The organism is Streptomyces sp. NBC_01515 (genome assembly GCF_045040345.1).
Classification (GTDB): domain Bacteria; phylum Actinomycetota; class Actinomycetes; order Streptomycetales; family Streptomycetaceae; genus Streptomyces.
The window spans coordinates 6,230,911-6,255,646 of sequence record NZ_CP109416.1 but is presented as its reverse complement, the minus strand read 5'-3'; the positions used below and the strand labels follow the sequence as shown (position 1 = coordinate 6,255,646).

24 protein-coding genes and 1 pseudogene are annotated in these 24,736 nt (G+C 69.6%); 12 read left to right on the top strand and 13 right to left on the bottom strand.

Translation table 11 applies throughout. The annotated features are described in order from the left end of the window. Window positions 1-54 precede the first annotated feature (54 nt). Complete coding sequence (locus OG407_RS28140; protein WP_405862230.1) at window positions 55-1,080, top strand: LacI family DNA-binding transcriptional regulator; 1,026 nt, start codon at window positions 55-57, stop codon at window positions 1,078-1,080. A gap of 34 nt (window positions 1,081-1,114) precedes the next feature. On the opposite strand, the gene OG407_RS28135 is transcribed toward OG407_RS28140, so the two are convergent. Beyond that, a complete protein-coding gene (locus tag OG407_RS28135; RefSeq protein WP_405862228.1) occupies window positions 1,115-2,905 on the bottom strand; it encodes a trypsin-like serine protease in 1,791 nt (596 codons plus the stop codon). A 343-nt stretch (window positions 2,906-3,248) separates the two neighbouring features. Here OG407_RS28135 and OG407_RS28130 point away from each other — a divergent pair, with 343 nt between their 5' ends. From OG407_RS28130 to OG407_RS28115, 4 genes are all read left to right on the top strand, one after another. Further along, window positions 3,249-4,547, top strand: coding sequence for a S1C family serine protease (locus OG407_RS28130; RefSeq protein ID WP_405862226.1), 1,299 nt, complete (start codon window positions 3,249-3,251; stop codon window positions 4,545-4,547). 54 nt (window positions 4,548-4,601) lie between these two features. Next, window positions 4,602-4,808 carry a hypothetical protein gene (locus OG407_RS28125; RefSeq protein ID WP_033281327.1) on the top strand — a complete coding sequence of 69 codons (207 nt, stop codon included), beginning with the start codon at window positions 4,602-4,604 and terminating at the stop codon, window positions 4,806-4,808. 146 nt (window positions 4,809-4,954) lie between these two features. Further along, window positions 4,955-5,692: a response regulator transcription factor gene (locus OG407_RS28120; protein ID WP_019064547.1), complete on the top strand. Its 738-nt coding sequence runs from the start codon at window positions 4,955-4,957 to the stop codon at window positions 5,690-5,692. A 62-nt stretch (window positions 5,693-5,754) separates the two neighbouring features. Beyond that, the gene (locus tag OG407_RS28115; RefSeq protein ID WP_405868647.1) at window positions 5,755-7,212 is read left to right on the top strand and encodes a sensor histidine kinase; all 1,458 of its coding nucleotides are present in this window, start codon (window positions 5,755-5,757) and stop codon (window positions 7,210-7,212) included. 93 nt (window positions 7,213-7,305) lie between these two features. Here the strand turns inward: OG407_RS28115 and OG407_RS28110 are convergent, their stop codons facing one another. Then, window positions 7,306-7,704 carry a hypothetical protein gene (locus OG407_RS28110; RefSeq protein WP_405862223.1) on the bottom strand — a complete coding sequence of 133 codons (399 nt, stop codon included), beginning with the start codon at window positions 7,702-7,704 and terminating at the stop codon, window positions 7,306-7,308. Next, entirely contained in the window at window positions 7,701-7,988 is a 288-nt protein-coding gene (locus OG407_RS28105; RefSeq protein WP_328682074.1) for a hypothetical protein, read from the bottom strand. The genes OG407_RS28110 and OG407_RS28105 overlap by 4 nt, the downstream gene beginning before the upstream one ends. A gap of 243 nt (window positions 7,989-8,231) precedes the next feature. Between OG407_RS28105 and OG407_RS28100 the strand changes: the two genes are divergently transcribed. Together OG407_RS28100 and OG407_RS28095 are read left to right on the top strand one after the other, a co-directional pair. Beyond that, entirely contained in the window at window positions 8,232-8,816 is a 585-nt protein-coding gene (locus OG407_RS28100; RefSeq protein WP_405862221.1) for a PH domain-containing protein, read from the top strand. Window positions 8,817-8,849: 33 nt separating this feature from the next. After that, window positions 8,850-9,614: a PH domain-containing protein gene (locus OG407_RS28095; RefSeq protein WP_405862219.1), complete on the top strand. Its 765-nt coding sequence runs from the start codon at window positions 8,850-8,852 to the stop codon at window positions 9,612-9,614. A gap of 30 nt (window positions 9,615-9,644) precedes the next feature. On the opposite strand, the gene OG407_RS28090 is transcribed toward OG407_RS28095, so the two are convergent. Next, complete coding sequence (locus OG407_RS28090) at window positions 9,645-10,835, bottom strand: epoxide hydrolase family protein (protein ID WP_405862217.1); 1,191 nt, start codon at window positions 10,833-10,835, stop codon at window positions 9,645-9,647. A 61-nt stretch (window positions 10,836-10,896) separates the two neighbouring features. On the opposite strand from OG407_RS28090, the gene OG407_RS28085 reads away from it, so the two are divergent. After that, on the top strand, window positions 10,897-11,457 hold the full coding sequence (locus OG407_RS28085; RefSeq protein WP_405862215.1) for a CGNR zinc finger domain-containing protein: 561 nt from the start codon (window positions 10,897-10,899) through the stop codon (window positions 11,455-11,457). 83 nt (window positions 11,458-11,540) lie between these two features. Further along, the gene (locus tag OG407_RS28080; protein ID WP_405862213.1) at window positions 11,541-12,263 is read left to right on the top strand and encodes a response regulator transcription factor; all 723 of its coding nucleotides are present in this window, start codon (window positions 11,541-11,543) and stop codon (window positions 12,261-12,263) included. Between the two features lie 25 nt (window positions 12,264-12,288). On the opposite strand, the gene OG407_RS28075 is transcribed toward OG407_RS28080, so the two are convergent. The 3 genes from OG407_RS28075 to OG407_RS28065 form a co-directional block, all read right to left on the bottom strand. Then, the gene (locus OG407_RS28075; protein WP_405862211.1) at window positions 12,289-14,130 is read right to left on the bottom strand and encodes an ABC transporter ATP-binding protein; all 1,842 of its coding nucleotides are present in this window, start codon (window positions 14,128-14,130) and stop codon (window positions 12,289-12,291) included. A gap of 564 nt (window positions 14,131-14,694) precedes the next feature. After that, window positions 14,695-14,826: a hypothetical protein gene (locus OG407_RS28070; protein WP_405862209.1), complete on the bottom strand. Its 132-nt coding sequence runs from the start codon at window positions 14,824-14,826 to the stop codon at window positions 14,695-14,697. Between the two features lie 674 nt (window positions 14,827-15,500). Further along, entirely contained in the window at window positions 15,501-17,330 is a 1,830-nt protein-coding gene (locus OG407_RS28065; protein WP_405862207.1) for a bifunctional metallophosphatase/5'-nucleotidase, read from the bottom strand. A gap of 146 nt (window positions 17,331-17,476) precedes the next feature. Between OG407_RS28065 and mshD the strand changes: the two genes are divergently transcribed. Then, window positions 17,477-18,406, top strand: coding sequence for a mycothiol synthase (gene mshD, locus OG407_RS28060; RefSeq protein WP_405862205.1), 930 nt, complete (start codon window positions 17,477-17,479; stop codon window positions 18,404-18,406). A 133-nt stretch (window positions 18,407-18,539) separates the two neighbouring features. On the opposite strand, the pseudogene OG407_RS28055 reads toward mshD, so the two are convergent. The 6 genes and pseudogenes from OG407_RS28055 to OG407_RS28030 all read right to left on the bottom strand — a co-directional run. After that, window positions 18,540-18,713, bottom strand: a pseudogene (locus tag OG407_RS28055) (ATP-binding protein); the annotation flags it as partial. Window positions 18,714-18,744: 31 nt separating this feature from the next. Further along, window positions 18,745-19,407 carry an ABC transporter gene (locus tag OG407_RS28050; protein ID WP_405868645.1) on the bottom strand — a complete coding sequence of 221 codons (663 nt, stop codon included), beginning with the start codon at window positions 19,405-19,407 and terminating at the stop codon, window positions 18,745-18,747. A gap of 65 nt (window positions 19,408-19,472) precedes the next feature. After that, entirely contained in the window at window positions 19,473-21,005 is a 1,533-nt protein-coding gene (locus tag OG407_RS28045) for an ABC transporter permease (protein WP_405862203.1), read from the bottom strand. Continuing rightward, window positions 21,002-21,862: an ABC transporter ATP-binding protein gene (locus OG407_RS28040; RefSeq protein WP_405862201.1), complete on the bottom strand. Its 861-nt coding sequence runs from the start codon at window positions 21,860-21,862 to the stop codon at window positions 21,002-21,004. The genes OG407_RS28045 and OG407_RS28040 overlap by 4 nt, the downstream gene beginning before the upstream one ends. A gap of 54 nt (window positions 21,863-21,916) precedes the next feature. After that, window positions 21,917-22,756 carry a zf-HC2 domain-containing protein gene (locus tag OG407_RS28035; RefSeq protein ID WP_405862199.1) on the bottom strand — a complete coding sequence of 280 codons (840 nt, stop codon included), beginning with the start codon at window positions 22,754-22,756 and terminating at the stop codon, window positions 21,917-21,919. Further along, window positions 22,753-23,295 (bottom strand): RNA polymerase sigma factor, encoded by a 543-nt coding sequence (locus OG407_RS28030; protein WP_393752802.1) that lies wholly within the window; start codon window positions 23,293-23,295, stop codon window positions 22,753-22,755. The genes OG407_RS28035 and OG407_RS28030 overlap by 4 nt, the downstream gene beginning before the upstream one ends. A 123-nt stretch (window positions 23,296-23,418) precedes the next feature. On the opposite strand from OG407_RS28030, the gene OG407_RS28025 reads away from it, so the two are divergent. Both OG407_RS28025 and OG407_RS28020 read left to right on the top strand, forming a co-directional pair. After that, the gene (locus tag OG407_RS28025) at window positions 23,419-23,802 is read left to right on the top strand and encodes a GntR family transcriptional regulator (protein WP_317776018.1); all 384 of its coding nucleotides are present in this window, start codon (window positions 23,419-23,421) and stop codon (window positions 23,800-23,802) included. Next, complete coding sequence (locus OG407_RS28020) at window positions 23,802-24,692, top strand: ABC transporter ATP-binding protein (protein WP_405862197.1); 891 nt, start codon at window positions 23,802-23,804, stop codon at window positions 24,690-24,692. Before OG407_RS28025 ends, OG407_RS28020 begins: the two co-directional genes overlap by 1 nt. Window positions 24,693-24,736 lie beyond the last annotated feature (44 nt).

Below are 24,736 nucleotides of genomic sequence, written 5' to 3'. Positions count from 1 at the left end.
GAGAAGCTTCGAAACGCCCTGCCCAGAGCGGGTCCATCCGCGTAGACTCCGCGCGTGGCCAAGGTGACTCGGGATGATGTGGCGCGGCTGGCGGGTACCTCGACCGCCGTTGTCAGCTATGTCATCAACAATGGACCCCGGCCGGTTGCCCCGGCCACGCGCGAGCGTGTCCTCGCCGCGATCAAGGAGCTGGGGTACCGACCCGACCGGGTGGCCCAGGCCATGGCGTCGCGGCGTACGGACCTCATAGGCCTGATCGTGCCGGACGCGCGCCAGCCCTTCTTCGGGGAGATGGCGCACGCGGTCGAACAGGCCGCGTCCGAGCGCGGAAAGATGGTGCTGGTCGGGAACTCCGACTACATCGCCGAGCGCGAGGTCCACTATCTGCGGGCCTTCCTCGGGATGCGGGTCTCCGGACTGATCCTGGTCAGCCACGCGCTGAACGACAACGCCGCCGCCGAGATCGAGGCCTGGGACGCCCGGGTCGTCCTCCTCCACGAGCGCCCCGAGGCGATCGACGACGTGGCCGTCGTCACGGACGACCTCGGCGGCGCCCAGCTCGCCGTCCGCCACCTCCTTGAGCACGGCTACGAATACGTCGCCTGTATGGGCGGTACGGCGGCGACGCCGGCCGTCGGCGACCCGGTCTCCGACCACGTCGAGGGCTGGCGGCGCGCGATGACCGAGGCCGGCCTGCCGACCGAGGGCCGCCTCTTCGAAGCCCCGTACAACCGCTACGACGCCTACCAGGTCGCCCTCGGCATCCTCGCCGGGCCCCGCCGTCCCCCCGCGATCTTCTGCTCCACCGACGACCAGGCGATCGGCCTGCTGCGGGCCGCGCGCGAGCTGCGCATCGACGTACCGCGCGAACTGGGTGTCATCGGCTTCGACGACATCAAGGAAGCGGCCCTGGCCGACCCGAAGCTGACAACGATCGCATCGGACCGCCCCGCGATGGCCCGCGCGGCCGTGGACCTCGTCCTCGACGACGGCCTGCGGGTCGCGGGATCGCGCCGCGAGCGGCTGAAGGTGTTCCCGTCACGGCTGGTGACACGGCAGTCCTGCGGCTGCGAGGGCTGAGCAGGACCGCCGTACCACTGCTACGGGGTTCGGGTCAGAACAGCAGGTTGTACTGGTTGTAGCCCGTGCCCAGCTTGATCCGCGTCCCGAAGAGGGCCGTCGTCGCCTTGTTGGTGCCCGGGTAGAGCCACAGCGTGCCGCCCGAGTCACGGGTGACGACGTCCGCGATGCCGTCTCCCGTGACGTCACCGTTGGCGACGTACGACGTGAAGTTCCAGCCGGTACGGGCCTGGACTCGGGTCTTCCACGGGGTGTGCTCGACCTGGGTGCCCGCGTAGAGGTAGAGGACGCCGGAGGAGTTGCGGACCAGGAGGTCGGCGCGGCCGTCGCCGGTCAGGTCGCCGTGACCGAAGATCCTGACGTTCTTCCACGCCTTGTCGACGACCTTGACCTTGCCGTAGAACTCGCCGTCGCCCTTGCCCGGGTAGAGGTAGACCGAGCCGTCGGCGTCCACCGCGACCAGGTCGGGGCGGGCGTCACCGGTCAGGTCGCCGGGGATCGCGTACGACTTGTAGCCGCCCCACACCGAGGTGATCTGCTGCCACGTGTACTGGCCCGTGGTTTCGTCGATGTAGTCGCGCCAGAGGTGGCCGTCCGTCGCGTCGCGGATGACCAGGTCCTGGTAGTAGTCCCGGTCCAGGTCGGCCTGCAGGGCCCAACTCGCCGTCTGCCAGCCGTTTCCCTGGTAGGCGCGCTGCGCGAGCGAGGTGCCCTTGCTGTCCTGCTGGAACAGGCCGCCCGAGGGCGTACGGCCGAGCAGGTCGGCACGGCCGTCGTAGGACAGGTCGGTGTCGTCGATGCGCGGCTGGGCGGCCCAGGCGTACGAGCCGACCTTGGTGAAGACCGGGTAGGCGCCCTTGGCGGTGCAGCCGGCCACGCCCCAGGAGACGATGCCGATGACCTTGTTGTCGACGATCACCGGACCGCCGGAATCGCCGTTGCAGGGGCTCGTGGTGCCCTCGTCGGTGCCGGAGGCAGGGGTGCCCGCGCAGAACATCGAGCCCTCGATGAACTCGTCGTCCCCGAGGACCGACTTCATCGCGCTGTCGCAGGTCGCGTCGTCGACGATCGGCAGCGTGGCCTTTTTCAGGTTCGCGGAGAGGTCGGTGCCGGTGCCGGAGGTCAGTCCCCAGCCGTAGACCGTGGCCTTCGCGCCCGGGGTGACGTACCCGAGGTCGTTTAGGTAGGCCAGCCGCATCCACTGCTGGTCCAGGGGGCGGTCCAGGGTGAGGACCGCGATGTCGTTCTGCGCGGTCTCGGCGTTGAAGCGCGGGTGGTTCCACTGGTGCAGGACGCCCGTGACCGTGCCGCTGGTGTCGTCGTACAGGCCGGTCGCGCCGGCCAGGACCGCGCCGTTCTTCGTCCAGTCCAGGCCCGCGACGCAGTGCGCGGCGGTGAGGACCTTGTTCGGGGCGACGAGGGTGCCGCCGCAGAAGTAGCCGTCGCCGCTCGTGTCGTCGTAGTAGGCGAGCTGGACCATCCACGGCGCGCTGGAGATCGTCGTCTCCGTGCCGCCGATGATGTACGGGGACTTGGTCGCCGTCTTCTTGGCGGTCGCCTGGGTGCGGGCGGCGTCGACGACGCGGGAGCGCAGTTCCTTGTCGGAGGCGGTGGGCCGCGGAAGCGCGGCCCGGGCGGCAGCGGCGGCGGAAGGCAGTCCGGGCGGGCTGTCGTCCGCGGTGGCGGACGGCGGTGGGGTCGGGCTGTCCGCCGCGGTGGCGGGCTGGGCCGCGAGAACGCCGGCGCAGCTCAGCGCCAGCGCGAGGGCGGCGGCCGGGAACGCCATGGCGGGGCGTCTCAGCCGGCCGCGCAGGGCACGTATCACTCTGGGCTCCTGGTGTGGGTGTCGTAGTGGGCCCGAGAAGGGCGTACGACGCGACCACGCAGGGCCGGCGACATGCTGTCCGTAGCGGCGCATGTACCGGCACTGTCCGCGGAGCCCCCCTCCGGCCCGGAGATCGTAGGCCCCGTCCGTCACCGCACACACGTGCTACACAGGGGTCACACAAGTATTCGTCCGGCGCGTGCCGTGCACTCACTCCCCCGCAACCTCCCGTTTCCCCGAGTTTCCGGGGCTCCGGCGTCTTTATATCGGGCATACGAGGTTCTGTCGGGCTTCTCAGCGGGGACTCAGGTACCTCTCATGATCGCGCGACAGGCTCTGTTCCATGACCGAGAGCTTCCGCCGCAGCGGCGAGTACGAGACCCCCCAGGGCGACCAGCCGCAGGCGTACCCCCAGCAGCAGCACGCCTCTTCTCCCGTGAACCCGGAGTGGCCGCCCCCGCCGGCCTACCAGCCGGTGCAGCAGTCTCAGCCGGTGCAACAGGCTCAGCCCGTACAGCAGGCTCAGCCCGTACAGCAGACGCAGCAGCCGGCCGCGCCCGGTTGGCCGGACCGGACTCCCGCCCCCTCGCCCGCCCCGCAGGCCGCCTTCGGCGCCGACGGCGGAGCGTACGGCGGCGGTGACGGCTACGGCGCCGGTGACGGCGGAGCTCTCGCCGCCGACGGCAGCGGCGGTCACGGCGGCGGCGACACCGCTCTCCTCACCCACGTCCAGGGCGAGGCGCCCAAGCCGAAGAAGCGCACCCGGGGTCCGTTCGCGCTGCTCGCCGCCGTGGCGATCGTCGCCGCGGCCGTCGGCGGCGGCACGGCGTACGCCTTCCAGGAGCTGACCGGCAAGGACACCGTCGCCACCTCCAGCACCACGACGGCCGTCGTGCCCTCCAGCAAGAAGGGCGACGTCGCCACGATCGCCGCGACCGTCAGCCCGAGCGTGGTCGAGGTCGAGGCCACCCTGAGCAACGGCTCGTCGACCGGCGCCGGCGTGATCATCACGACCGACGGCCAGATCGTCACCAACAACCACGTCATCTCCGGCGCCTCGTCCATCAAGGTCAAGACGAGCGACGGCAAGTCGTACACCGCGAAGGTCGTCGGCACCGACAGCAAGAAGGACCTCGCGCTCCTCAAGCTGGAGAACGCCTCCGGCCTGAAGGCGGCCACCCTCGGCAACTCCGCCGGCGTCCAGATCGGCGACACGGTCGTCGCGATCGGCTCCCCCGAAGGCCTGACCGGCACGGTCACCAGCGGCATCGTCTCCGCCCTGAACCGTGACGTGACCGTCTCGACCGACGAGAGCCAGAGCCAGGGTTCGGATTCGAGCGGCGGCAGCGGCCAGTGGCCGTTCCAGTTCGGCGGCCAGCAGTTCAACGGCGACACCGGTTCGTCCACGACGACGTACAAGGCGATCCAGACCGACGCGTCCCTCAACCCCGGCAACTCCGGCGGCGCCCTGATCGACGCGAACGGCAACATCATCGGCATCAACTCCGCGATGTACTCGTCCAGTTCGGACTCCTCGTCCTCGTCGTCCGAGGCCGGAAGCATCGGCATCGGCTTCGCCATCCCGATCAACACCGTCAAGGCGGACCTGGCTTCGCTGCGGGCGGGCGGTTCCGACAGCTAGGTCCGTAGTTCAACGGTCAGTGTTCTCTGATCAGTGATCAGTAGGGAGTACGTCATGATCAAGCAGGTTTCGCACACGGTGACCGACACCGGAGCGGCCGGTCTCGGCCTGGCCCTCGGGGTGGCGTACGAACTGCACGCGCCGGCGGCGCGGGCGCCGGAGGTGGCACCCGTCCCGGAGCTGATGGGCCTGCGCACCAGCGCGGCCCGCCCGCACCACCGCAAGGTGCCGCTGAACCGTCTCCAGACGATGCGCGGCTGATCTCATCGAGGATTGAGGGGCGAGGCTGATCTCACCCTTTTTCTCACTTCCTCCCCTCTTCACGCACCGGCCGGGAAACATGCGAGGCTGATTGCGACCAGCCGATCGTTGTCTCCCCGTCCCACCGCACCCGAGGAATCCAGCCCATGAGCCCCGCCGAAGGCGACCGTGACACCCAGCGCATCCTGATCGTCGACGACGAGCCGGCGGTACGCGAAGCACTCCAGCGCAGCCTCGCGTTCGAGGGGTACGACACCGAGGTCGCCGTCGACGGCGCGGACGCGCTGGAGAAGGCGACCGCGTACCAGCCCGACCTGGTCGTCCTCGACATCCAGATGCCGCGCATGGACGGCCTGACGGCGGCCCGCCGGATGCGGGGCGCCGGCACGACGACCCCGATCCTGATGCTGACGGCCCGCGACACGGTCGGCGACCGCGTCACCGGCCTGGACGCGGGCGCCGACGACTACCTGGTCAAGCCCTTCGAACTCGACGAACTCTTCGCGCGGGTACGGGCGTTGCTGCGCCGCAGTTCGTACGCTGCGGCAGCCGCCGCCGGGAACGCCCCCGAGGACGACTCCCTGACCTTCGCCGACCTCCGCATGGACCTCGCGACGCGTGAGGTCACCCGGAACGGCCGCCAAGTCGAGCTGACCCGCACGGAGTTCACGCTGTTGGAGATGTTCCTGGCGCATCCCCGGCAGGTCCTCACCCGCGAGCAGATCCTGAAGGCGGTGTGGGGCTTCGACTTCGAGCCGTCCTCCAACTCCCTTGATGTGTACGTGATGTACCTGCGCCGGAAGACGGAAGCGGGGGGTGAGCCTCGGCTGGTGCACACGGTTCGGGGTGTGGGGTATGTGCTGCGGCAGGGTGGGGCCGAGTGAAGAACGTCCTCGACCGGTTCCTGCACCGGTTCCGGACCCTGCCGATCCGGTCGCGGCTGGCGATGTTGGTCGCGGCGGCGGTGGCGTTCGGGGTGGCGGCGGTATCGGTGACCTGTTGGTTCATCGTGCAGGGGAAGTTGTACGAGCAGGTCGACGCTGATCTACGGCAGATGGCGCAGCCGCAGCATACCGATGATGTTGTGGAGTTCCTCCAAGCTTGCCCGCAGACCGTCGACAGCACGCAGAGCGACACCACCGATCCGAGCGGCTTCAACGGGCTCCGGACGCAGACCACCTATCTCCAACTGGTCAAGTCCAGCGGGAAGTTCTGTGTTTCCTCCGGTTCGGCAGGCGTCGTCAAGGTCGCCGGTGCCGACACGGACGTGATCAAGGACGCGAGTACCCTCACGTCACTTCCGTCCACCCTCAAGCAGGTGTTCCGCAACGGCGTCGACTCGAAGGGCAACGCCGTACGCGTGCTGACCACGCCTCTGCTCGTCAAGCAGGGCCCGACCCTCCCTCAGCTGTACCCCGACACCGCACTCGTCGTCGCGGTTCCTCTCAAGAGCACCCAGAACACCCTGAACGAACTCGCCCTCGTTCTCCTCGTCGTCTCCGGCATCGGAGTCGTCGGCGCCGGAGCCGCAGGCCTCGCGGTCGCCCGCGCAGGTCTCCGCCCCGTCGACAAACTCACCGAGGCCGTCGAACACGTGGCCCGTACCGAGGACTTGGCCATCCGCATCCCCGTGGACGAGGACAGCGACGACGAGATCGCCCGCCTCTCCCGCTCGTTCAACTCGATGACGACCTCCCTCGCCAACTCCCGCGAGCTGCAACAGCAACTCATCGCGGACGCCGGTCACGAACTCCGCACCCCCCTCACCTCCCTCCGTACGAACGTCGAACTCCTCACCCGCAGCGAGGAGACGGGCCGCCCGATCCCCCCGGCCGACCGCAAGGCGCTCCTCGCCTCGGTGAAGGCGCAGATGACCGAACTCGCGTCCCTGATCGGCGACTTGCAGGAGTTGTCCCGCTCGGAGGGCCAACGGGGTGAGCGCGTCCAGGTGGTCTCGCTCCAGGACACCGTGGAATCCGCCCTGCGCCGAGCCAGGCTGCGCGGCCCGGAGTTGACGATCACCGCGGACGTACAACCCTGGTACGTCCAGTCGGAGCCCTCCGCCCTGGAACGCGCGGTCGTCAACATCCTCGACAACGCGGTGAAGTTCAGCCCCGAGGGCGGCACGATCGAGGTCCAGCTCACGCGCGGCGTTCTCACCGTCCGCGACCACGGCCCCGGCATCCCCGCCGACGAACTCCCGCACGTCTTCGACCGGTTCTGGCGTTCACCGAGCGCACGGGCGCTGCCCGGCTCGGGGTTGGGCCTGTCGATCGTCGCCCGCACGGTGGAGCAGGCCGGCGGCGAGGTGACCCTGGCGCACGCGCCGGGTGGGGGCACGGTGGCGACCGTACGGATTCCGGGGACGCCGACTGCACCGCCCGAAAGCTCCGCCACTCAGTAAGCGAGTTGAAAAAGTGTGACACTTCGGCGGGAAGTGTCACACTTCGCGGGGGAAGGGTCGGCGTGTCTCAGCATCCGCCCGTCGCATTCGCCCTCAGTGGAAGCCGAGCATTCCGGGGGAGTCGATGTCGACAGTGACCACACCCGGCGGGTAAGCCTCTTCCCGGGTTGTCAGGAGAATCGACATGCCGGTGAACTCGGCTCGCGGCAGGGCACAGTACAGGGCGTGACAGGTGTCCGGTCCGCCGTACCCGTCACGGATCATGGTGCCGAGGGTGACCGAGGAGACCGTGGTCAAGTCGTCGACGACCACCGAGGAGAACGCGAGCACACGGTCCCCGGCGTCCGCGTCCTCGGACTCCGCCCGCATGAGGCAGAGCGCGGGAATCCGAAGCAGGTCGCCTGGAGTGTGGGCCATGTTCGCGGCGAGAAGGTTCAGCGTCTTGTGCCCGTTCGCGAGAGCACGAGTGGCACCGGTGTCCAGAATGATCACGCCGCCGCGCCTCGCGCCCTACGGATCTTCTCGGCAGCGACTTTGTACACGTTGCCGAGGATGTCAGGCGCCCTGTCGAACTCCTCGTCGCTGATGTCCAAGCCGATCACGTCTCGGACGACCTTCCGGTCGGCGGCCACCCGCTCCGCGATCTGCTCCACCGTCAGCTGCTCGCCGGCCAACTGCTCGACGAACTGGCCCAAGGTCATCCCGTGCTCCTTGGCGACCTGGGCGAGATGGTCTCGGGCCTGCCGGGACACCTGGATGGTCGTGTTCTCCGCCATGGCTCCACCATAGCTTTACCATGGCCGCGCTGCGTCCCGGTTCCGCGTGCGGACGACAGGCCACTGACCGCAACCTTGAGGTGGTGGGCGGATCTGTTCCGACGCCGGACGGCGGGAACAGGTCCACCTGTGCTCACAGAGCCGAGGAACTCCTGACCGCCTCTGCGAACGGTGGCACCCCCTCCTGACGTGCACAGGTTGCTGCCATACGATCCCCCTCTGCTGTTGACCGGGGGAGGGTCCATGAGCGGGATCGAGCGGGAGTACGGACGGCGAAGAACGTTGTCCATCGTGTGGTGGCAGGTCGGCATCAACGTAGTCATCGGCGTCTACCTCGTCCTGGATGCGTCGACGAACCCCTACGTCTCCCGGCGCGGGGCCGAGATCGTGATCCTGGCGCTCCTCCTGGGCAAGACCGCGCTGGTCCTGCTCCACCGGCAGCGGGGCCGCACGATCGTAGGCACTCAGGGGATCAGCGCCCGCAACGCCGTACGGACAGCCACCCGGGCCTGGCACGACGTCTACGACATCCGGGCCGAACTGAACCCGGTCGGGCGCACCGAGAACGCCCAGTGGACGACCTATGTCTACGGCAACGACGGCCGCAGGGTGCTCCTCCCCTACTTCGACGACTGGCAACTCCCCGACTTCCACGCCGAACTCGCGGACCTGCGTGCCGAGTCCGCCCAACACCGGGGCATGGCCTGGGAGTTGCGCCCCGAGGTGGAGGACCGGATACGGCGCCGCGCGCGACACCGCACGGTCTCGGCCGCGGTGTTGGTCACAGCCCTCATCGCCGCGGCTGCCGCGTTCGTGGTCATGGCGTAGTCCAGCGAACAACACCGGTTCTGGGGAAGGTCGATGGGCGGGGACGACGAGGACGAGCGCGACGACGGACGGGGGATCGAGCGGGAGTACAGCAGGCGGAGAAAGATGTCCCGGGGAAGGTTCGTCGCCCTGTGCATCGTCGAAGGGAACTTCGCTCTTCAGATGGCGCGGCCCGACAACACCATCCCCGCCCGGTACAAGCTGCTCGCGGTGGCGCTCATGGCGCTGCTGGTTGTCTGGGCGGTTCTCACCGTGCGACGGGGACGCACCACCGTGGGGGCCGACGGTGTCTGCACGCGTGGAGCCTTCCGCGTGCGCAGGTGGGCCTGGCACGACATCTACGATCTCCGCGTAGAGACCAATCCGGGCCAACACCGCGCCGACGTCAAGTCGTTCACCTACCTCTACGAAAACGACGGCCGCAGGGGACGCCTCCCCTACCTCGACGACTGGCAGCTCCCGGACCTCTGGGCCGAGGTCGCCGACCTGCACACCGCGTCCGCCCGGCACCGCGGCATGGCCTGGGAGCGGCGGCCCGAGGTCGAGGAGCGGATCCGGCGGCAATCCGGTCACCGTAAGGCCTGGGAACGGGCCACCAGCGGCGCCCTGTTGGTGCTGGTGGCCATGTTCCTGGTCACGGTGTGGCGGATAGCGACCGGCCGGGACGCCGAGCCGCTGCTGCTGCTTGTCTGCGTTCCCCTTGGCGCCTTCGCCCTGCTCGCCGTCCTCCTGCACTGGCGCTGGGAGTCCCAAGTCCCGCCCCCCGGCCGCGAGTTCCGGGAGCAGTCCCGGCTCTAGCCGTACGACCTCCAGCCGTACGACATCGACTCAACTCACCGACCTGAAGAACTCGGTGATGTCCTCGGCCAGCAACTCCGGTTCCTCGTGGGCCGGGAAGTGACCGCCTCGCGGCATCGTCGTGTACCGGGTGAGGCGGTACTTGCGTTCCACGAAGCCGCGAGGGGCGGGGGTGCCGGCGCCGAGGTTGGCGGGGAACAGGGCCAGGGCGGTTGGCACCTCCACCCGGTCCAGCTTCGGGAGGAGGCCCTGGCCGGACGCGTAGTAGGGGATGAACGACGTCCCGATCGTGTTCGTGAACCAGTACAGCGACGCCTGGGTGAGAAGGAAGTCGTCTGTGAAGCGGGTCGAGACGTTCCCTTCACAGTCGCTCCAGGAACGGTATTTCTCCAGCATCCAACCCAGCAGGCCCGACGGGGAGTCGCTCAGGCCCTGGGCCAGGGTGAGTGGACGGGTGCGTTGCTGGTGGGCGTACGCGCCCTCTTCCTGGGACCAGGCAGCGAAGGTGGTCAGGTACTCCCGTTCCTCGTCGGTCAGTTGGGCGGCGGTGGGGTCCGGGGGTGTGCTCAGGATGTCCAGCAAGTGGATGCCGACCACGCTCTCGGGGTGGGCATGACCGAGGCGCGCCGTGATCCCCGAACCCAGGTCGCCACCGTGCGCGCCGTAGTGCTCGAAGCCCAACTCGTCGTGCATCAGGCGGTGCCACAGTTCGTGGGTGGGCGGTGACTGGTCCGTCAGGCTCGGGGGCGGGGACGAGAACGTGAAGCCCGGGAGGGACGGCACGATCACCGTGAACGCGTCCTGCGGATCACCGCCGTAGCGCGACGGTGTCGAGAGCCTTTGTGCCAGTTCGACCAGCTCGTAGAACGTGCTCGGCCAGCCGTTGGTCAGGACCAGCGGCAGGGCGCCCTCGCGTTCGGCGTCGAAGCGTAGGTAGTGCACGGTCGTGCCGTCGATCGCGGCGAAGTGGGACGGAAGCTCGTTGATCGTGGTCTCGTGGGCGCGCCAGTCATAGCCGTCGGCCCAGTACTCGGTCAGGCGCCTCAGCTCTTTGGCGTCGGTGCCCGCCTGCCACTCGGCCACGGGCCATGGTTCCGCCCACCTCGTCCCGCGCAGGCGGGCCCGCAGGTCGTCGAGGTCCGCGTCCGGCACCTCCAGCAAGGGGCTGGGGATGGTGTCCGTCGTTGGCTTCCGCCATGAGGTCGTCCATGTTTTCGACACCTTCAAAACGTATAGCCGGTGTCGCGCGCCGTCAACACCGGCTTCGCGGTACGGTGGTGTCGTGAGTGATGGCGTCGTAGATCTCGTCCTGGTCGAGCAGTTCCTCAACACGCTCGACGAAAGATCCTTCAGCTCGCACGGGGAGCGGCACACCGGCAACGACGAACTGACCTCTGTCCAGGGCCTGTTGGCGTGGCTGGAGGCTCATGGACTGGTCAGCTCGGGGCAGGAACTGCGGCCGTCCGATCTGACCGCCGCCCTCGCGCTCCGTGCCGGTCTGCGGGATGCCCTCACCAGCGGAGCCGACAACGCCGACGGTACCGACCGTGCCGAGACCTCTCGGGCCCTCGCCCCTTTTCCCCTGGTGCTGGCTCCGGACGCGGGCGGCAGCGGGCTGCGTCTCGTCGCCGACAGCGATACGCCCGGCCTCGATGCCATCGTGGAGACGGTCGCCGCGAGCGTCGCCGGTGGCGGTTGGAGTCGTCTGAAACTGTGCGCCTCGCCGGACTGCCGTTGGGCCTTCTACGACACCTCGCGCAACGGCGGCGGCCGCTGGTGCTCGATGGACGCCTGCGGGAACCGGAACAAGACCCGTGCCTACCGTCGCCGCCGCGCGGACTGAACGACACCCCCGACCCTTGGGCCCTCAGCCCACGCATAACCCCCTGCCAGCCCCAGCACAGCCGCCCGTCACACCGTGTTCGGATGGCGCGGAAGATCCTGCTGGCCGACGACGACGTGGACGTACGGGAAGGGCTCGGTCGACTGCTCAGATTCGAGGGGTACGAGACCGTCCTCGCCGGAGACGGGCGTACCGCCCTCGATCTCCTCGGCGCATTGGACGATGCCGCCGCGCCCGACCTCGTGCTGATGGACGTCACCATGCCCGAGCTGGACGGGCTCGCCGCCACGCGGCGTATCCGTGCCTCCGGGTCCACCGTGCCGATCCTGATGATCACCGGGCGGGACGCGGTCGGCGACCGTATCGTCGCCCTCGACAACGGTGCCGACGACTACCTCAGCAAGCCGTTCGCCATCGAGGAACTCCTCGCGCGTGTACGGGCGTTGCTGCGGCGCAGTGCCCAGCGGACCGCCGCCGACGAGGCTCCGTCCGAGCTCGAACGGCTCGTCCTTCAGGATCTGGTCATGGACCTGCGTACCCGTACCGTCACCCGTGACGGACAGCCGCTCGATCTCACCCGGACCGAATTCCTGTTGCTGGAGCACCTGTTGAGGCATCCGGGTGCCGCGCTCACCCGGTCGCAGATCCACCGGCACGTGTGGGGCTTCGACTTCGAGCCCGCGTCCAACACCCTTGATGTGTACGTCATGTACCTGCGCCGGAAACTGGAGAGCCGCGGCGAACCGCGGCTCATCCACACCGTGCGGGGGCTCGGGTACAGCCTCCGTGCCGCTCCGCCTGCTTGATCTCCCTCTACTTGATCTCCCCCTTCTATCTCTTCGGCAGCCGCAGGATCATCGTCTCGTCCGGTACCTGGGGCGGGACCTGGCGCAGGGTCATCGTGTCCTCCGAACGATGCCGTCCCGTTCCCGTGATCGCCATTTCGGGGAGCGGACCCGCAAGTCGCGCGTACGCGCCGCCCCTTGCCACCAGCTCCGCGTGCGTGCCCGTCTCCACCAGGCGTCCGCCCTCGACGACCAGGATGCGGTCCGCGTCCGGGGCGAGGCTCAGGTCGTGGGTGATCATGATGGTCGTACGGCCGGACATCAGGCGGCGTAGAGGCTGGATCACCTGGCGGGCGGCCACCGAGTCGAGGCCGGCGGTCGGTTCGTCGAGGACCAGGACCGGAGCCTCGCGGAGCATCGCCCTTGCGATCGCGATCCGTTGGAGCTGGCCGCCGGACAACGCCGCCGTACCGGGGGCGAGTTGAGTGTCGTAGCCCTGGGGAAGGGACGCGATGAAGTCGTGGGCCGCTGCCGATCGCGCCGCCCGTTCGATGTCCTCGTCCGTCGCGCCGGGGCGTCCGCACTCGATGTTCTCGCGGACCGTGCCGTTGAGGATGAGGGTCTGCTGGGGGAGCAACGCGACGTTCTCCCTCAGGAATTCGAGGGGTACGTCGCGGAGGGGGACGCCGTCGAGGCAGATCACGCCCGCCGAGGGGTCGTAGAAGCGGGTGAGGAGTTTGGAGAGCGTGGACTTGCCCGCGCCGCTCTCGCCCGTGATGATCACCAGCTCGCCCGGGTCCGCCCGGAAGGTGACGTCGTCGACCGAGTTCCGGGCCGCGCCGGGGTAGGCGAAGGTCACGCCGTGGAAGCTGACCCAGCCGTGGACGGGCCAGGCGGGGACGGGCTGGCCGGGATCGCCGACGGACGGGGTGGCGTCCAGGATCTCGTTGATGCGGGCGGCGCCGGCCGTGGCGGCGGTGAGGGTGAGGCCGAGCTGGCCGAGGTTGCGGACCGGCGGGTAGAGGTAGCCGATGAAGGCCGCGAAGGCGAGGAGGGCGCCGAGGGTCATGCGGTCGGCGGAGATCTCCCAGACGCCGAGGCCGATGACCGACAGCACGCAGAGGGTTTCCACCACCTCCACGAACTGCTCGTACATCTCGCTCAGGCGGGCGCCGCGGACCGATGCCTTCATCCACGCGCGGGCTTCGACGTCGAGGCGCTTCTCCTCGTCGCGGCGGCGGTTGTACGCCTGGGTGAGGACCACGTTGCCGAGGGACTCCTCGACGACCGAGGTGATCGCTCCGTCGGCGACCCGTTCGTCCTGCGAGGCCTGCTTGATGCGGCCCGAGAAACGGCGGGCCGCGACGAGGAAGAGGGGGGCCAGGACGAAGGTGGCCAGGGCCAGGTCCCAGCGCAGGTAGAGGGCGGCGCAGGCGTAGAAGACCGCGGAGAAGGCGGCCGAGATCGTGCCTACGACTCCGGACACGACCATCTGCTCGATGGCCTCGACGTCTCCGGTGAGGCGTTCGACGAGGTCGCCCTGGCGGTGCTTCTGGAAGAAGTGGGGTGGGAGGTCCTGGACGTGGCGGAAGACGTTCGCGCGCAGGCGCAGGACGAAGCGTTCGGCGGTCCAGGTGGCGAGGGAGTTGCCGAAGTAGCCGACGAGCGCGCCCAGTGCGGCGACGCCGAGCCAGGCCGCGGCCGGGCCCCAGAAGGCGGACAGCGAACCGGACTTGAGGGCGTTGTCGGTGAGGTCCGCGAACAGCAGGATCGCGGCGGTCTCCGAGAGCGCCGACACGACGACGCACGCGATGATCACCGCGAGCCATTTACGGTCACCGCGGGTCAGCGGCCAGAAACGGCGGAAGGCCTCACGGGCTTCCCTCATGGTCAACTCCCTTCAGAGCGTGGGCTGGTCATGGCCGAGGCGGGGCCACCGGAGCGAGTCCGCTCGCTAACCGGTGGCCCCGCCTCAGGGTGTGCGCGATCAGCCCTTGTGGCCGACGGGGCGCTTCGGCGCGGGCTTCTTCGGCGCGGGCTTCTTGGGGGCCGGGGCCGGCTTGCGGTGCTTCTTGACGGGGACGATCTTGTGGAAGCTCATGGCGGGGTCCCTCCCGGTAAGTGCCGCTCAGCTGCGGCGAGTTGTGGAGTGGTGCGAGTGGCGCGGGTAGTACTGCGGGTGCTGTGAGTGGTGCGGGTGCTGCGGGTGCTGCGGGTCTTCTACGGCCGGCCCCGCGGCTTACTTGTGGCCGACCGGACGACGCTTCGGGGCCGGAGCCGGCTTCTTCGGCGCGGGCTTCTTGGGCGCCGGGGCGGGCTTGTGGGCCTTCTTGACGGGGGCGATCTTGTGGAAGCTCATGGTGGATTCCCTCCCTGGGGGTGCCGCCCTGCGGCGGCTTGATACGAGGTGGTGCTGCGGGTGCTGTTTGTCTTCTACGGCCGGCCCCGCGGCTTACTTGTGGCCGACCGGACGACGCTTCGGGGCGGCAGCGGGCTTCCTGGAGGGCTTCTCCGAGGGCTTCTTCTTCGGGGCCGGGGCCGGCTTGTGGGCCTTCTTCACCGGGGCGATCTTGTGGAAGCTCATGTCTGTGTCCCTCTCTGTCGCGGCTGCTGCCGGCTCTGCTGCGGTTCTGCAACAGTTCCTCTACCGATCTGCTGCAATTGCCTTTGAATTGCTTCTGAATTACGTCTGTAAATCCTCTGTCAGCCCTTGTGGGCGACCGGGCGACGCTTCGGGGCGGGCTTCTTCGGCGCCGGCTTCTTGGGGGCCGGGGCGGGCTTGCGGGTCTGCTTGATGGGGTGAATCTTGTTGAAGCTCATGGTTTATTTTCCTCCCTGGGAATTCTTATCTGCGGTTTACTGCGGTTTATTGCCGCTGGTCAGAAGGTCTACTTGTGGCCGACCGGGCGGCGCTTCGGGGCCAGAGCAGGCTTCTTCGGGGCCTTCTTGGGCGCCGGGGCCGGCTTGCGGGTCTTCTTCACCGGGGCGATCTTGTGGAAGCTCATCGTGCTCTCCTTCGTCTCTGTTCTGCTTCTGTCGTTTGCGCTGTTCGCTTTCGACATGGAAAACACTACTGGACTCCTGACGCAGGAAAAGCCTTTTCGCCTTAGACCTTCCTGAGCAATCCCTGTGGAAGACTCTTATGGAATGTGCGGAACTGAACCCGGTCTTACACAGAATTTAAAACGGGAAAACAGAAGGGGCCCGGTGCCGACCTACGCGGCACCGGGCCCCTGAGCAGGGAAGAACTGCTGACTGCTACTGCACGACCGTGATCCGGTTCGCCGCCGGGGGCACCAGCGGGGCCGTCGCCGACGAGTTCGCCGTCAGGTAGTCCGCCAGCGCGGTCAGGTCGTCCGTGCCGACCAGGTCACCCGTGCCCTGTCCCAGCGTCGTGAAGCCGTCGCCGCCGCCCGCGAGGAAGCTGTTCGTCGCGACGCGGTACGTCGCGGCCGGGTCGATGGCGGAACCGTTGAGCTTGATCGAGTCCGTCACCACCCGGTCCGCGCCCGTCTTCGTCAGGTCCAGCGTGTACGTCAGCCCGGACGACACCTGGAGCACCTTCGGCGCCGCCGTGTTCGTGCCGCTCACCTGTTCCTTGAGCGCCTGGATCACCTGGGCCCCCGTGAAGTCCTGGAGGTTCACCGTGTTGGCGAACGGCTGCACCGTGAAGCCCTCGGCGTACGTCACCACGCCGTCGCCCTCGGCGCCGGTGGCCTTGTAGGTCAGGCCCGCCCGCACCCCGCCCGGGTTCATCAGCGCGAGGTCGGTCTCCGGGTCCAGCTTCTTGCCGTAGGCGAGTTGGGCGTCCGCGATGAGGTCGCCCATCGGGGACTCGGTGCCGGTGCTGTTCACGTCACCGGCGATGTAACCGATCGCGCGGTTGCCGATGGGCGCCGCGAGGGTGTTCCACTTGCTGATCAGCGAGGTCATGTCGGCGGCCTTGGGCACGGTCCGGGTGACCACGTGGTTGGCCGACTTGACCGCCGTACGCGCGATGTCGTGGGTCCTACGGTCGTAGGTCAGCGTCGTGTCCGTGTAGAGGCGGCCGAAGGAGGCCGCCGAAGTGACCATGCGGGGCTTGCCACTTGGGTCGTCGATCGTGCAGACGTACGCGTTGTGGGTGTGGCCGGTGACGAGGGCGTCGACCGCCGGGGTGACGTTCTTCGCGATGTCGACGATCGGGCCGGAGATGCCGGAGCCCGAACCGGACGCGTCACAGTCGTAGTTGTACGACGCGGACGCCGGGAAGCCGCCCTCGTGGATCAGCGCGACGATCGACTGCACGCCCTGCTTCTGCAGTTCCTTGGCGTACTTGTTGATCGTCTCGACCTCGTCCTTGAACTTCAGGCCCTTGACGCCGTCCGCGGAGACGATGCCCGGGGTGCCCTCCAGGGTCACGCCGATGAAGCCGATCTTGACGTCCTTCTTCTTCCACACCCAATACGGCTTCAGGATCGGCTTGTTGGTCTTCTCGCCGAGGACGTTGGCCGCGAGGTAGGGGAAGTCGGCGCCCTTGAACTTCTTGTCCGTGTAGCAGCCGTCGGTGGGGTGGCAGCCGCCGTTCTGGAGGCGGGCCAGCTCCTTCGCGCCCTCGTCGAACTCGTGGTTGCCGACCGAAGTGACGTCCAGGTCGAGCTTGTTGAGGGCCTCGATCGTCGGCTCGTCGTGGAACAGGCCCGAGATCAGCGGGGACGCGCCGACCATGTCGCCGCCGGCCGCGGTGACCGAGTACGGGTTGCCCTTGCGGGCGTCGCGCAGGTGCGTCGCGAGGTACTCGACGCCACCCGCGTCGATCGTCTTCGTCGTACCGTCCGCCTGGAGTTCGGTGACCCGGCCGGAGGAACCGGTCGGCGGCTCCAGGTTGCCGTGCAGGTCGTTGAAGGAGAGGAGTTGTACGTCCTGGTAGCGGCTGGGCTTGGAGCTGTGCCCGTGGCCGCTTCCGCTTCCCTTTCCGCTCGGGTTGCCGTGTGCGTCGGCGGGCAGTGCGGCGGCCAGCGCACCCGCCGTGGCCAGGCTCACCGTGGCGGCGAGGAGTGCGGCGGTACGGCGTCTGCGCGGGCGGTTCGGCTGGGTTGTGGCTGGCATGAGCCCCCCTGTGTGTCGGCTGAGAAGGTCACCACGTTCCGGCGCAGCCTAGGGTCAACGCGCGTAGCGTGACAGGGGGTTCTTGGTTACATCCTGGTTTCTTCTTTGCCGCCACTTTGCGGGGGGATCGGCTTACCCTCATACCCATGACCAGCGACGACACCGTACGGCCCGCGCCCGGCTCCCGTTCCATCGAGACGTACTCCGCGCTCACCCCGGACCAGGCGGAGGCCGTCCTCGCGCTGATCGCCGAGGCCGCCCGCGTCGACGGGCAGCAGGCGGTGTCCGAGCAGGGGCGGTTGCGGATCCGCGGGGGTGAGCGGGACGGGGTCTCGCATCTGCTGCTCACCCTGGGCGAAGAACTCGTGGGCTACGCGCAGTTGGAGGACACCGACCCGGTGGAGGCGCCGGCCGCCGAACTCGTCGTCCATCCCTCGCACCGGGGGCACGGTCACGGGCGGGCGCTGGGCGCCGCGCTGCTGGCCGCGTCCGGGAAACGGCTCCGGGTGTGGGCGCACGGTGGGCATGCCGCGGCGCGTCATCTCGCGCAGGTTCTCGGGCTCACCATGTTCCGTGAACTCCGCCAGCTGCGACGGCCGTTGACCGACCTGGAGCTGCCCGATCCGGTACTCGCGGAGGGCGTGACCGTACGCACCTTCGTCCCCGGCGTCGATGACGCGGCATGGCTGGCCGTGAACGCCGCGGCCTTCGCCCACCACCCCGAGCAGGGTTCCCTCACCCAGGGCGACCTGGACGACCGTAAGTCCGAGGCGTGGTTCGATCCCTCGGGGTTCTTCCTGGCGGAACGGGACGGCGACCTGGTGGGCTTCCACTGGACCAAGGTCCACGCGGAGGAGCAGCTGGGTGAGGTGTATGTGGTGGGGGTGTTGCCGGGTGCGCAGGGCGGCGGGCTCGGCAAGGCGCTGACGACGATCGGCCTACGGCACCTGGCCTTGCAGGGGCTTCCTACGGCGATGCTGTACGTCGACGCGGACAACAAGGCGGCGGTGTCGGTGTACGAGCGGCTGGGGTTCACGACGTACGAGACGGACCTGATGTACCGCTCGGAGTCGTAGGGTTCACTGCGCCTGCTCGGGCGGTGCGGCCCTTTGCCCGTCCCCGCCGGAGGGGACCCTCCCCGCGAAAGTGTGACACTTTCCGCTTGAGTGTCACATTTCTGCGGGTCACCCCTCCCCCCTGACGCTGGGCGCCCCGCCTGCCGTTCCGGGACAACGGCTGCCGGCCCCACTGGTCGGCACAGGCCCGGACCAGTGCGAGACCGCGCCCGTCCTCCGCGTCACCGAGTTCCTCCAACGCCCTTGGCAGCTCCGGCGGTTGGGGATCGGCGTCCCACGCCCCGAACCGCAACACCCCCGCCGACCACGAGAACCCCGGACCCTGAACCGCCTCGTCCTCAGACGCCGGACAGGCCGGATCCTGCCGACCGGGTGGGAATCAGCCGCCTGCGCTTCACCGGTTCCGGTCCGCACGCCGCCCACACCAGCGCCGCCCCCACCAACACCATCGCCCAGTGGTCATGCCCCACCCCCCACGGCTTCTCCGTCGGGGCGACGTACATCCCCCAGTCGTTGGGGAGGGCGAGGGGCGACACCAGGGCGATGACCAGGAACCCGGCGGCCACGCGCTGGCCCGGTTCCGGTTCGGCCGTGAAGCGGAGGGCCGCCGCCGCTGCCGCGAGGGAGAGGACCGCCGCCGCTGCCGCCTCCAGGGTCATGTCGCCCACCGGAGGGCGGATCTTCGACGGGATCAGCAGGACCGCCGCTGTCCACCAGGCCGCCGCGAACGGGGCCACCAGTGCCACCCGCAGGGTCGTGCGGAGGATGCGGCGGGTCGGTACCGAGGAGGTCAGGTCGCGGGCCGGGTCGTCGAGGACGAAGGCCAGGCCCAGGGCGAAGGTGAGGGCGGCGGCGCGCAGGGCGACGAGCGCGGACCACGGGTCCGGTTCGTCCGAGAGGAGGCGGGGTAGCGCCGCGATCAGGAGGGCCACCGCCGCGGTCGCGCCCAGCGCCCGTACCGGCAGGGCGCGCAGGACCGGTCGGATCAGCTGCGCCAACACCCTTGTCGTAGAAGGGAGTTGGACGCCCGCCTGTTCGGCCGCCCCGCTCTCCCTCCCCCTCGTCATCACTCGCACTTGTCCGCCCCGGCCGGACCCTTGACGCCCAGCAGCTGAGCGACCTTTGCCGTCGTCACCTTCGGAGACGTCAGTTCGGCCCAGTGCGCCTTCACCTTCGGGGTGACCGTGGACGGGCCCGCCGCGAGCAACTCCCTTACGACGCTGGTCTGTCCGGCCGTCATGGACATTCCGTCGGTCGGCGACAGGACGATGGAGGAGCCGGTCACGGTGTCGCTCAGGCGGACCGCGCGGAGTTCGGAGACCGGGTCGGACGTCCAGCCCAGGGCCAGCCACATGATGGTGACCATGCGGCCGTCGCACACGTCACTGCCGGCGTTCTCGTTCCCGACGACCAGTACGGAGGCGACCGCGGCCGAGAACTCCGGCGTCCGGGGGCCGCCCCACATCGTGCGGACGGTCACCTGGTTCGGCGTGCGGGACGGGGCGATCGCGCCGTCGGCCTCCATGCCGTCGCGGGCCTCGACCCGTTGCCGTACGAGCAGCTCCTGGGTCTGGGCGGTGCCGCCCGCGAGGGACTGGACGTGGTCCGTGACGTCGGCCCATGTCGCCGTCCTGGGGACCCACTCGGGGAACGCGCAGTACGTCGAACGGCCGTGCCGGACGCAGGACTCGACCTTCTGCGGGGTGAGGGTGGCCCGGGTGCGGGCCGCGACCGTCTCCGACGGGACGCCTGCCGCCTGGGCGATTCCGCCCACCGTGCCGAGGGCGATCGCTCCGACGAGGGAGCCTGCCAGTACCGCCGTCACCGTCTTCGTGCGGCCCTTGCTGATCAGCACCGCGAGCAGGGTCAGCGCCAGGACCAGGCCCGTCAGGTACAGGGCGTGCGAGGCGGCCGGGCGGCCGATCAGGTCGGAGGGGATCGTCTTGGTGCTCCCCTCGCCGACGACCGGGGGCAGCCAGGCGGTGGCACCGCCGCCGCCGATCGACACCGGCGCGAGGACGGAGAACACGAGGAGCAGTACCGCGGCCACCGGGATCGCGAACGGCTTGGGCACCACCCTCGCCATCAGCAGGCCGATCGCCCCGCACAGCAGCACGCACAGCGGGCCTACCAGCAGCTCGCCCACCGAACCCGTGCCCACCGCCGTCGACTTGACCGCCTGCCAGCCGAACTGGACCGCCACGCCCAGCGCGACGAGTCCGGTCACCGGCAGGATCGACAGCGCGTGGGCTGCCGTACGGCGCCAGGGTTCGAGGACCAGGACCCCGAACAGCCGCTCCGTGTCGTGCCGTTGGGAACGCAGGACGGCCTGGTTGACGCAGAGCAGGACCGCGAAGCCGACCAGCAGCGGGCCCGTCTGGGTGGCGCGGTCGACGTCCTGGAGGGCCGGATAGCCGTACCAGTCGTTCTTGGTGCGCCACACGATCCAGGCGACGTAGGCCGCCAGCATGAACAGCACCGGGATACGGAGGAGGAGTTTGCGGGACTCGAAGCGGGCCAGGGCGAAGATCGCCTGCCATGACGGGCGGGCGGGTGCCGTGTGCGTGTCGGCCGGGGTCAGGGTCAGTACGGTGCTCATGCCGTCGCCTCCGCGTGCATGCCGTCGAGGGTGAGCAAGTAGCCGTCCTCCAGGGTGGGTTCGACGAGTTCGGCGCCGGGCGGCGGGTCGCCCACGTTGCGGAAGACGCCCAGGCCGGTGCGCCAGCCCGCCTTCGCGTTCGGGTCCCGTTCCGAGCTGCTCCACACGCGGCCCGCGGCCCGTGCGGTGAGTTCGGCCGGGGTGCCGTCGAAGCGGACGCGGCCGACGGCCATCACGACGACGCGGTGGCAGAGCATCGCCACGTCCTCGGTCTGGTGGGTGGAGAGGAGTACTGTTCGCCCCTCCCCCGCGCGGGCGATCAACTCCCTGAAGCGCATGCGCTGTTCGGGGTCCAGGCCGACCGTCGGCTCGTCCAGGACCAGGAAGCCGGGGTCGCCCACCAGCGCCGCCGCGAGCGCGACCCGCTGGCGCATACCGCCGGACAGCTTCTTGATGCGCTTGCCGCGTACGTCCGACAGGTCGACCTCGGCGAGCACGCGCCGTACCTCGTTGTGGCGGGCGGTGCGGTCGGTCAACTCCTTGAGGATCGCGACGTAGTCGACGAAGTCGAAGGCCGTGAAGTCGGGGTGGAAGCCCGGTGTCTGCGGGAGGTAGCCGAGCACGCGCCGGGTCGCCTGGCGGCCGGCGGGAGTGCGCGGGTCGTGGCCGAGGACGGTGAACGTGCCCTCGTCGGCGGGGACCGCGGTGGCCAGCACCCTCAACAGGGTTGTCTTTCCGGCCCCGTTGGGGCCCAGCAGGCCGGTGACGCCTTCGGTGAGCCGCAGCGACACGTCGTCGAGGGCGGTCGTCAGGCCGTAGCGCAGGCTGAGCCCGGCCGCGGAGACGGTGGTGGTCATGACGTACTCCAGTCGGGAAGTGGCATGAAGTGAGGCGTGAAGTCGCTTGATAAGTCAGGCTGTTGGGCCGAAGCCCGGGGTCTTGGTGTCGAAGCGGTCGCGGGCCAGGTACAGGAGGCCCGCGGCGAGGACCGCCACCGCCGCGGCCACCGTCTGGCCGGTCGCGGTGAACGGGGCGAGCGTGCCGCCGTGCGCAGCCCGCCCGTGGGCCACCATCAGCAGGACGGTCCACGCTCCGCCGACCACACCCGGCGCGAGGACCGGGCCCAGGCGCGGGGTCAGCGCGAGGCTCGTCGAGGTGAGGGCGAGCGCGGGCAGCAGCCAGGCCAGGGCGGCGAGGCCGTATCCGGGCAGGGCCAGGGTCGCGAGGCCGTTGAGGCCGAGTCCCGCCACCAGTACGGCGGTTGTCCGGATCATCAGGAGCTTGAAGCCGTGCATCGGGGACACGACCGTCATCTCGTAGGTCGGGTCGAGCACCGGGCCGTACGCCATCGCCACGCCCGCGAGCGGCAGCAGCGGAGCGAGGGCGAGGAAGACGTTGGGGGTCGCGACGTTCGAGGCGTCGGTCACCAGGACCGTCATCACGAGCAGCAGCGCCACCGCGCCGAACCACGAGCGGCGCAGCACCGGTGTCGCCGCGAGCAGCCGTGCCGTGTGGTCGGCGACGCCGATCCGCACGAGCAGGGATTCCACCAACCCCCTTCTGGGGGCGTCGAGTTCGGCGTCGAGGCGTTCCCAGCCCGCGTCGAGGGCCACCGGGTCGGTGACCGACGCCAGCAGGGCCCGGCACTCGGCGCACTTCGCGAGGTGGGTGTCGGCGGACCAGAGCATGGGCGGTGCCAACTCGCCCCGCGCATAGGCGCGTACGTCGTCTTCGGCCACATGCCAGGTCATGCCAGCTCCTCCCGCAGTTGCTTACGGGCCCGCATGGCCCGTGTCTTGACCGTGCCGGCCGGGATGCCCAGCAGCACGGCGGCCTCCCGGGTGGTCAGCCCGTCGATCACGGTGGCCTGGAGGACCGCCCGCAGCTCCGGCGACAGCCGGACCAGCGCGCCCGCGAGGTCCCCGTGCTCCACCCCCGCGAGCACGCGCTCCTCCGCCGACGCCTCGTCCCGGTGCCGCAGCCGCCCCAGCGCCTGCCGCAGCCGGCCGCGCGCCCCGTCGCCGCGCAGCACGTCGATCAGCCGCCGCGACCCGATCCGCCACAGCCACCCGGCCACGTCGCCGTCCTCGCGGTAGCGCGCACTGCCCCGCCACACCGCGAGAAACGTCTCCTGTACGACGTCGTCGACCATCCCGGCGTCGGCACACCGGCCGCGCAGCCGCGCGGTCAGCCAGGGCGCGTACCGCCGGTACAGCTCCTCGAACGCGCGCCGGTCGCCGTCCGCCGCGATGGCCCGCAGCAGCTCCCCGTCGCTTCCCGTATCGCTCACGTCTCCTCATCGCACGAGCCCCGCCGATCGGTTCACGGACCGGCACATCGATCTCACTTGACTTTCTCAGCCCTCCTGCACCACCCTTTCACTACTCAATTAGTGAAAGGGTGGTGGAAGCGAGTGGTCGAGTACCGCATCGACCGGCACAGCGGCGTGGCCACCTATGTACAGATCGTCCAGCAGACCAAGCAGGCACTGCACCTGGGGATGCTGGAGCCCGGCGACAAGCTGCCGACGGCCCGCGAGGTCGTCGAGGCCACGGCCATCAACCCGAACACCGTTCTGAAGGCCTACCGCGAGCTGGAGCGCGAGGGGCTGGTCGAGGCCCGGCGCGGTCTCGGCACCTTCATCCGCAAGGGGCTGAGCATCACGCCCGCGGACTCGCCGCTGCGGTTAGAGCTCGACGACTGGGCCGCGCGGGCCCGGGAGGCCGGACTCGGCCGGGACGACGTCGCCGCACTCTTCACCGCCGTACTCGACAAGCACTTCCAAGGAGAAGACTGATGACAGGCACCGCCGCGATAGAGGCCGCCGCTCTCGGCAAGCGGTTCGGCCGGCGGGGAGGGTGGGCCCTGCGGGACTGCGCCTTCCGGCTGCCCGCCGGACGCGTCTGCGCGGTCGTGGGACCGAACGGCGCGGGCAAGTCCACGCTCCTCGCCCTGGCCGCCGGACTGCTCGCCCCGACCGAGGGCACACTGTCCGTCCTGGGCGCGGCGGCGGGCGCGGCCCGCGAGCGGGTCGCCTACGTCGCGCAGGACAAGCCCCTCTACCCGCAGCTCACCGTCGCCGAGACGCTGCGCATGGGCGCCGACCTGAACACCGACCGCTGGGACGCCTCCGTCGCCCAACGCATCGTGGACGGCGGGGACTTGAACCCGAAGTCCCGTATCCGCACCCTCTCCGGCGGCCAGTGCACCCGCGTCGCCCTCGCCCTCGCGCTGGCCAAGCGGCCCGAACTGCTGCTCCTGGACGAGCCGATGGCCGACCTGGACCCGCTGGCCCGGCACGAGATGATGGGTGTCCTGATGGCGCAGGCCGCCGAGTCCGGCACCACGATCGTGATGTCCTCGCACGTCGTGGCCGAACTGGAGGACTCCTGCGACCACTTGCTGCTGATCGGCGGCGGCCGGGTCCGCCTCGCCGGCGAGATCGACGAACTGCTCGCCGCGCACGCCCATGTGTCCGCGCCCGCACACACGGACCTCGCCCCGCACACGGTGGTCGAGTCCCGCACCACCGGCCGCCAACTCAGCGCCCTGGTCCGCCCCTTGAGCCCGCTCGACACCGACTGGCGTACCAGCACGCCCTCGTTGGAGGAGCTGGTCCTCTCCTATCTGCGCAACCCCGAGGCCGGCACCGCCCCCGCCGCCAAGACCGGGGAGACCGTCGCGTGACCGCCCTCGCGACGCCCCCGGCGACCCTGCGCCCTCTGGAGGCT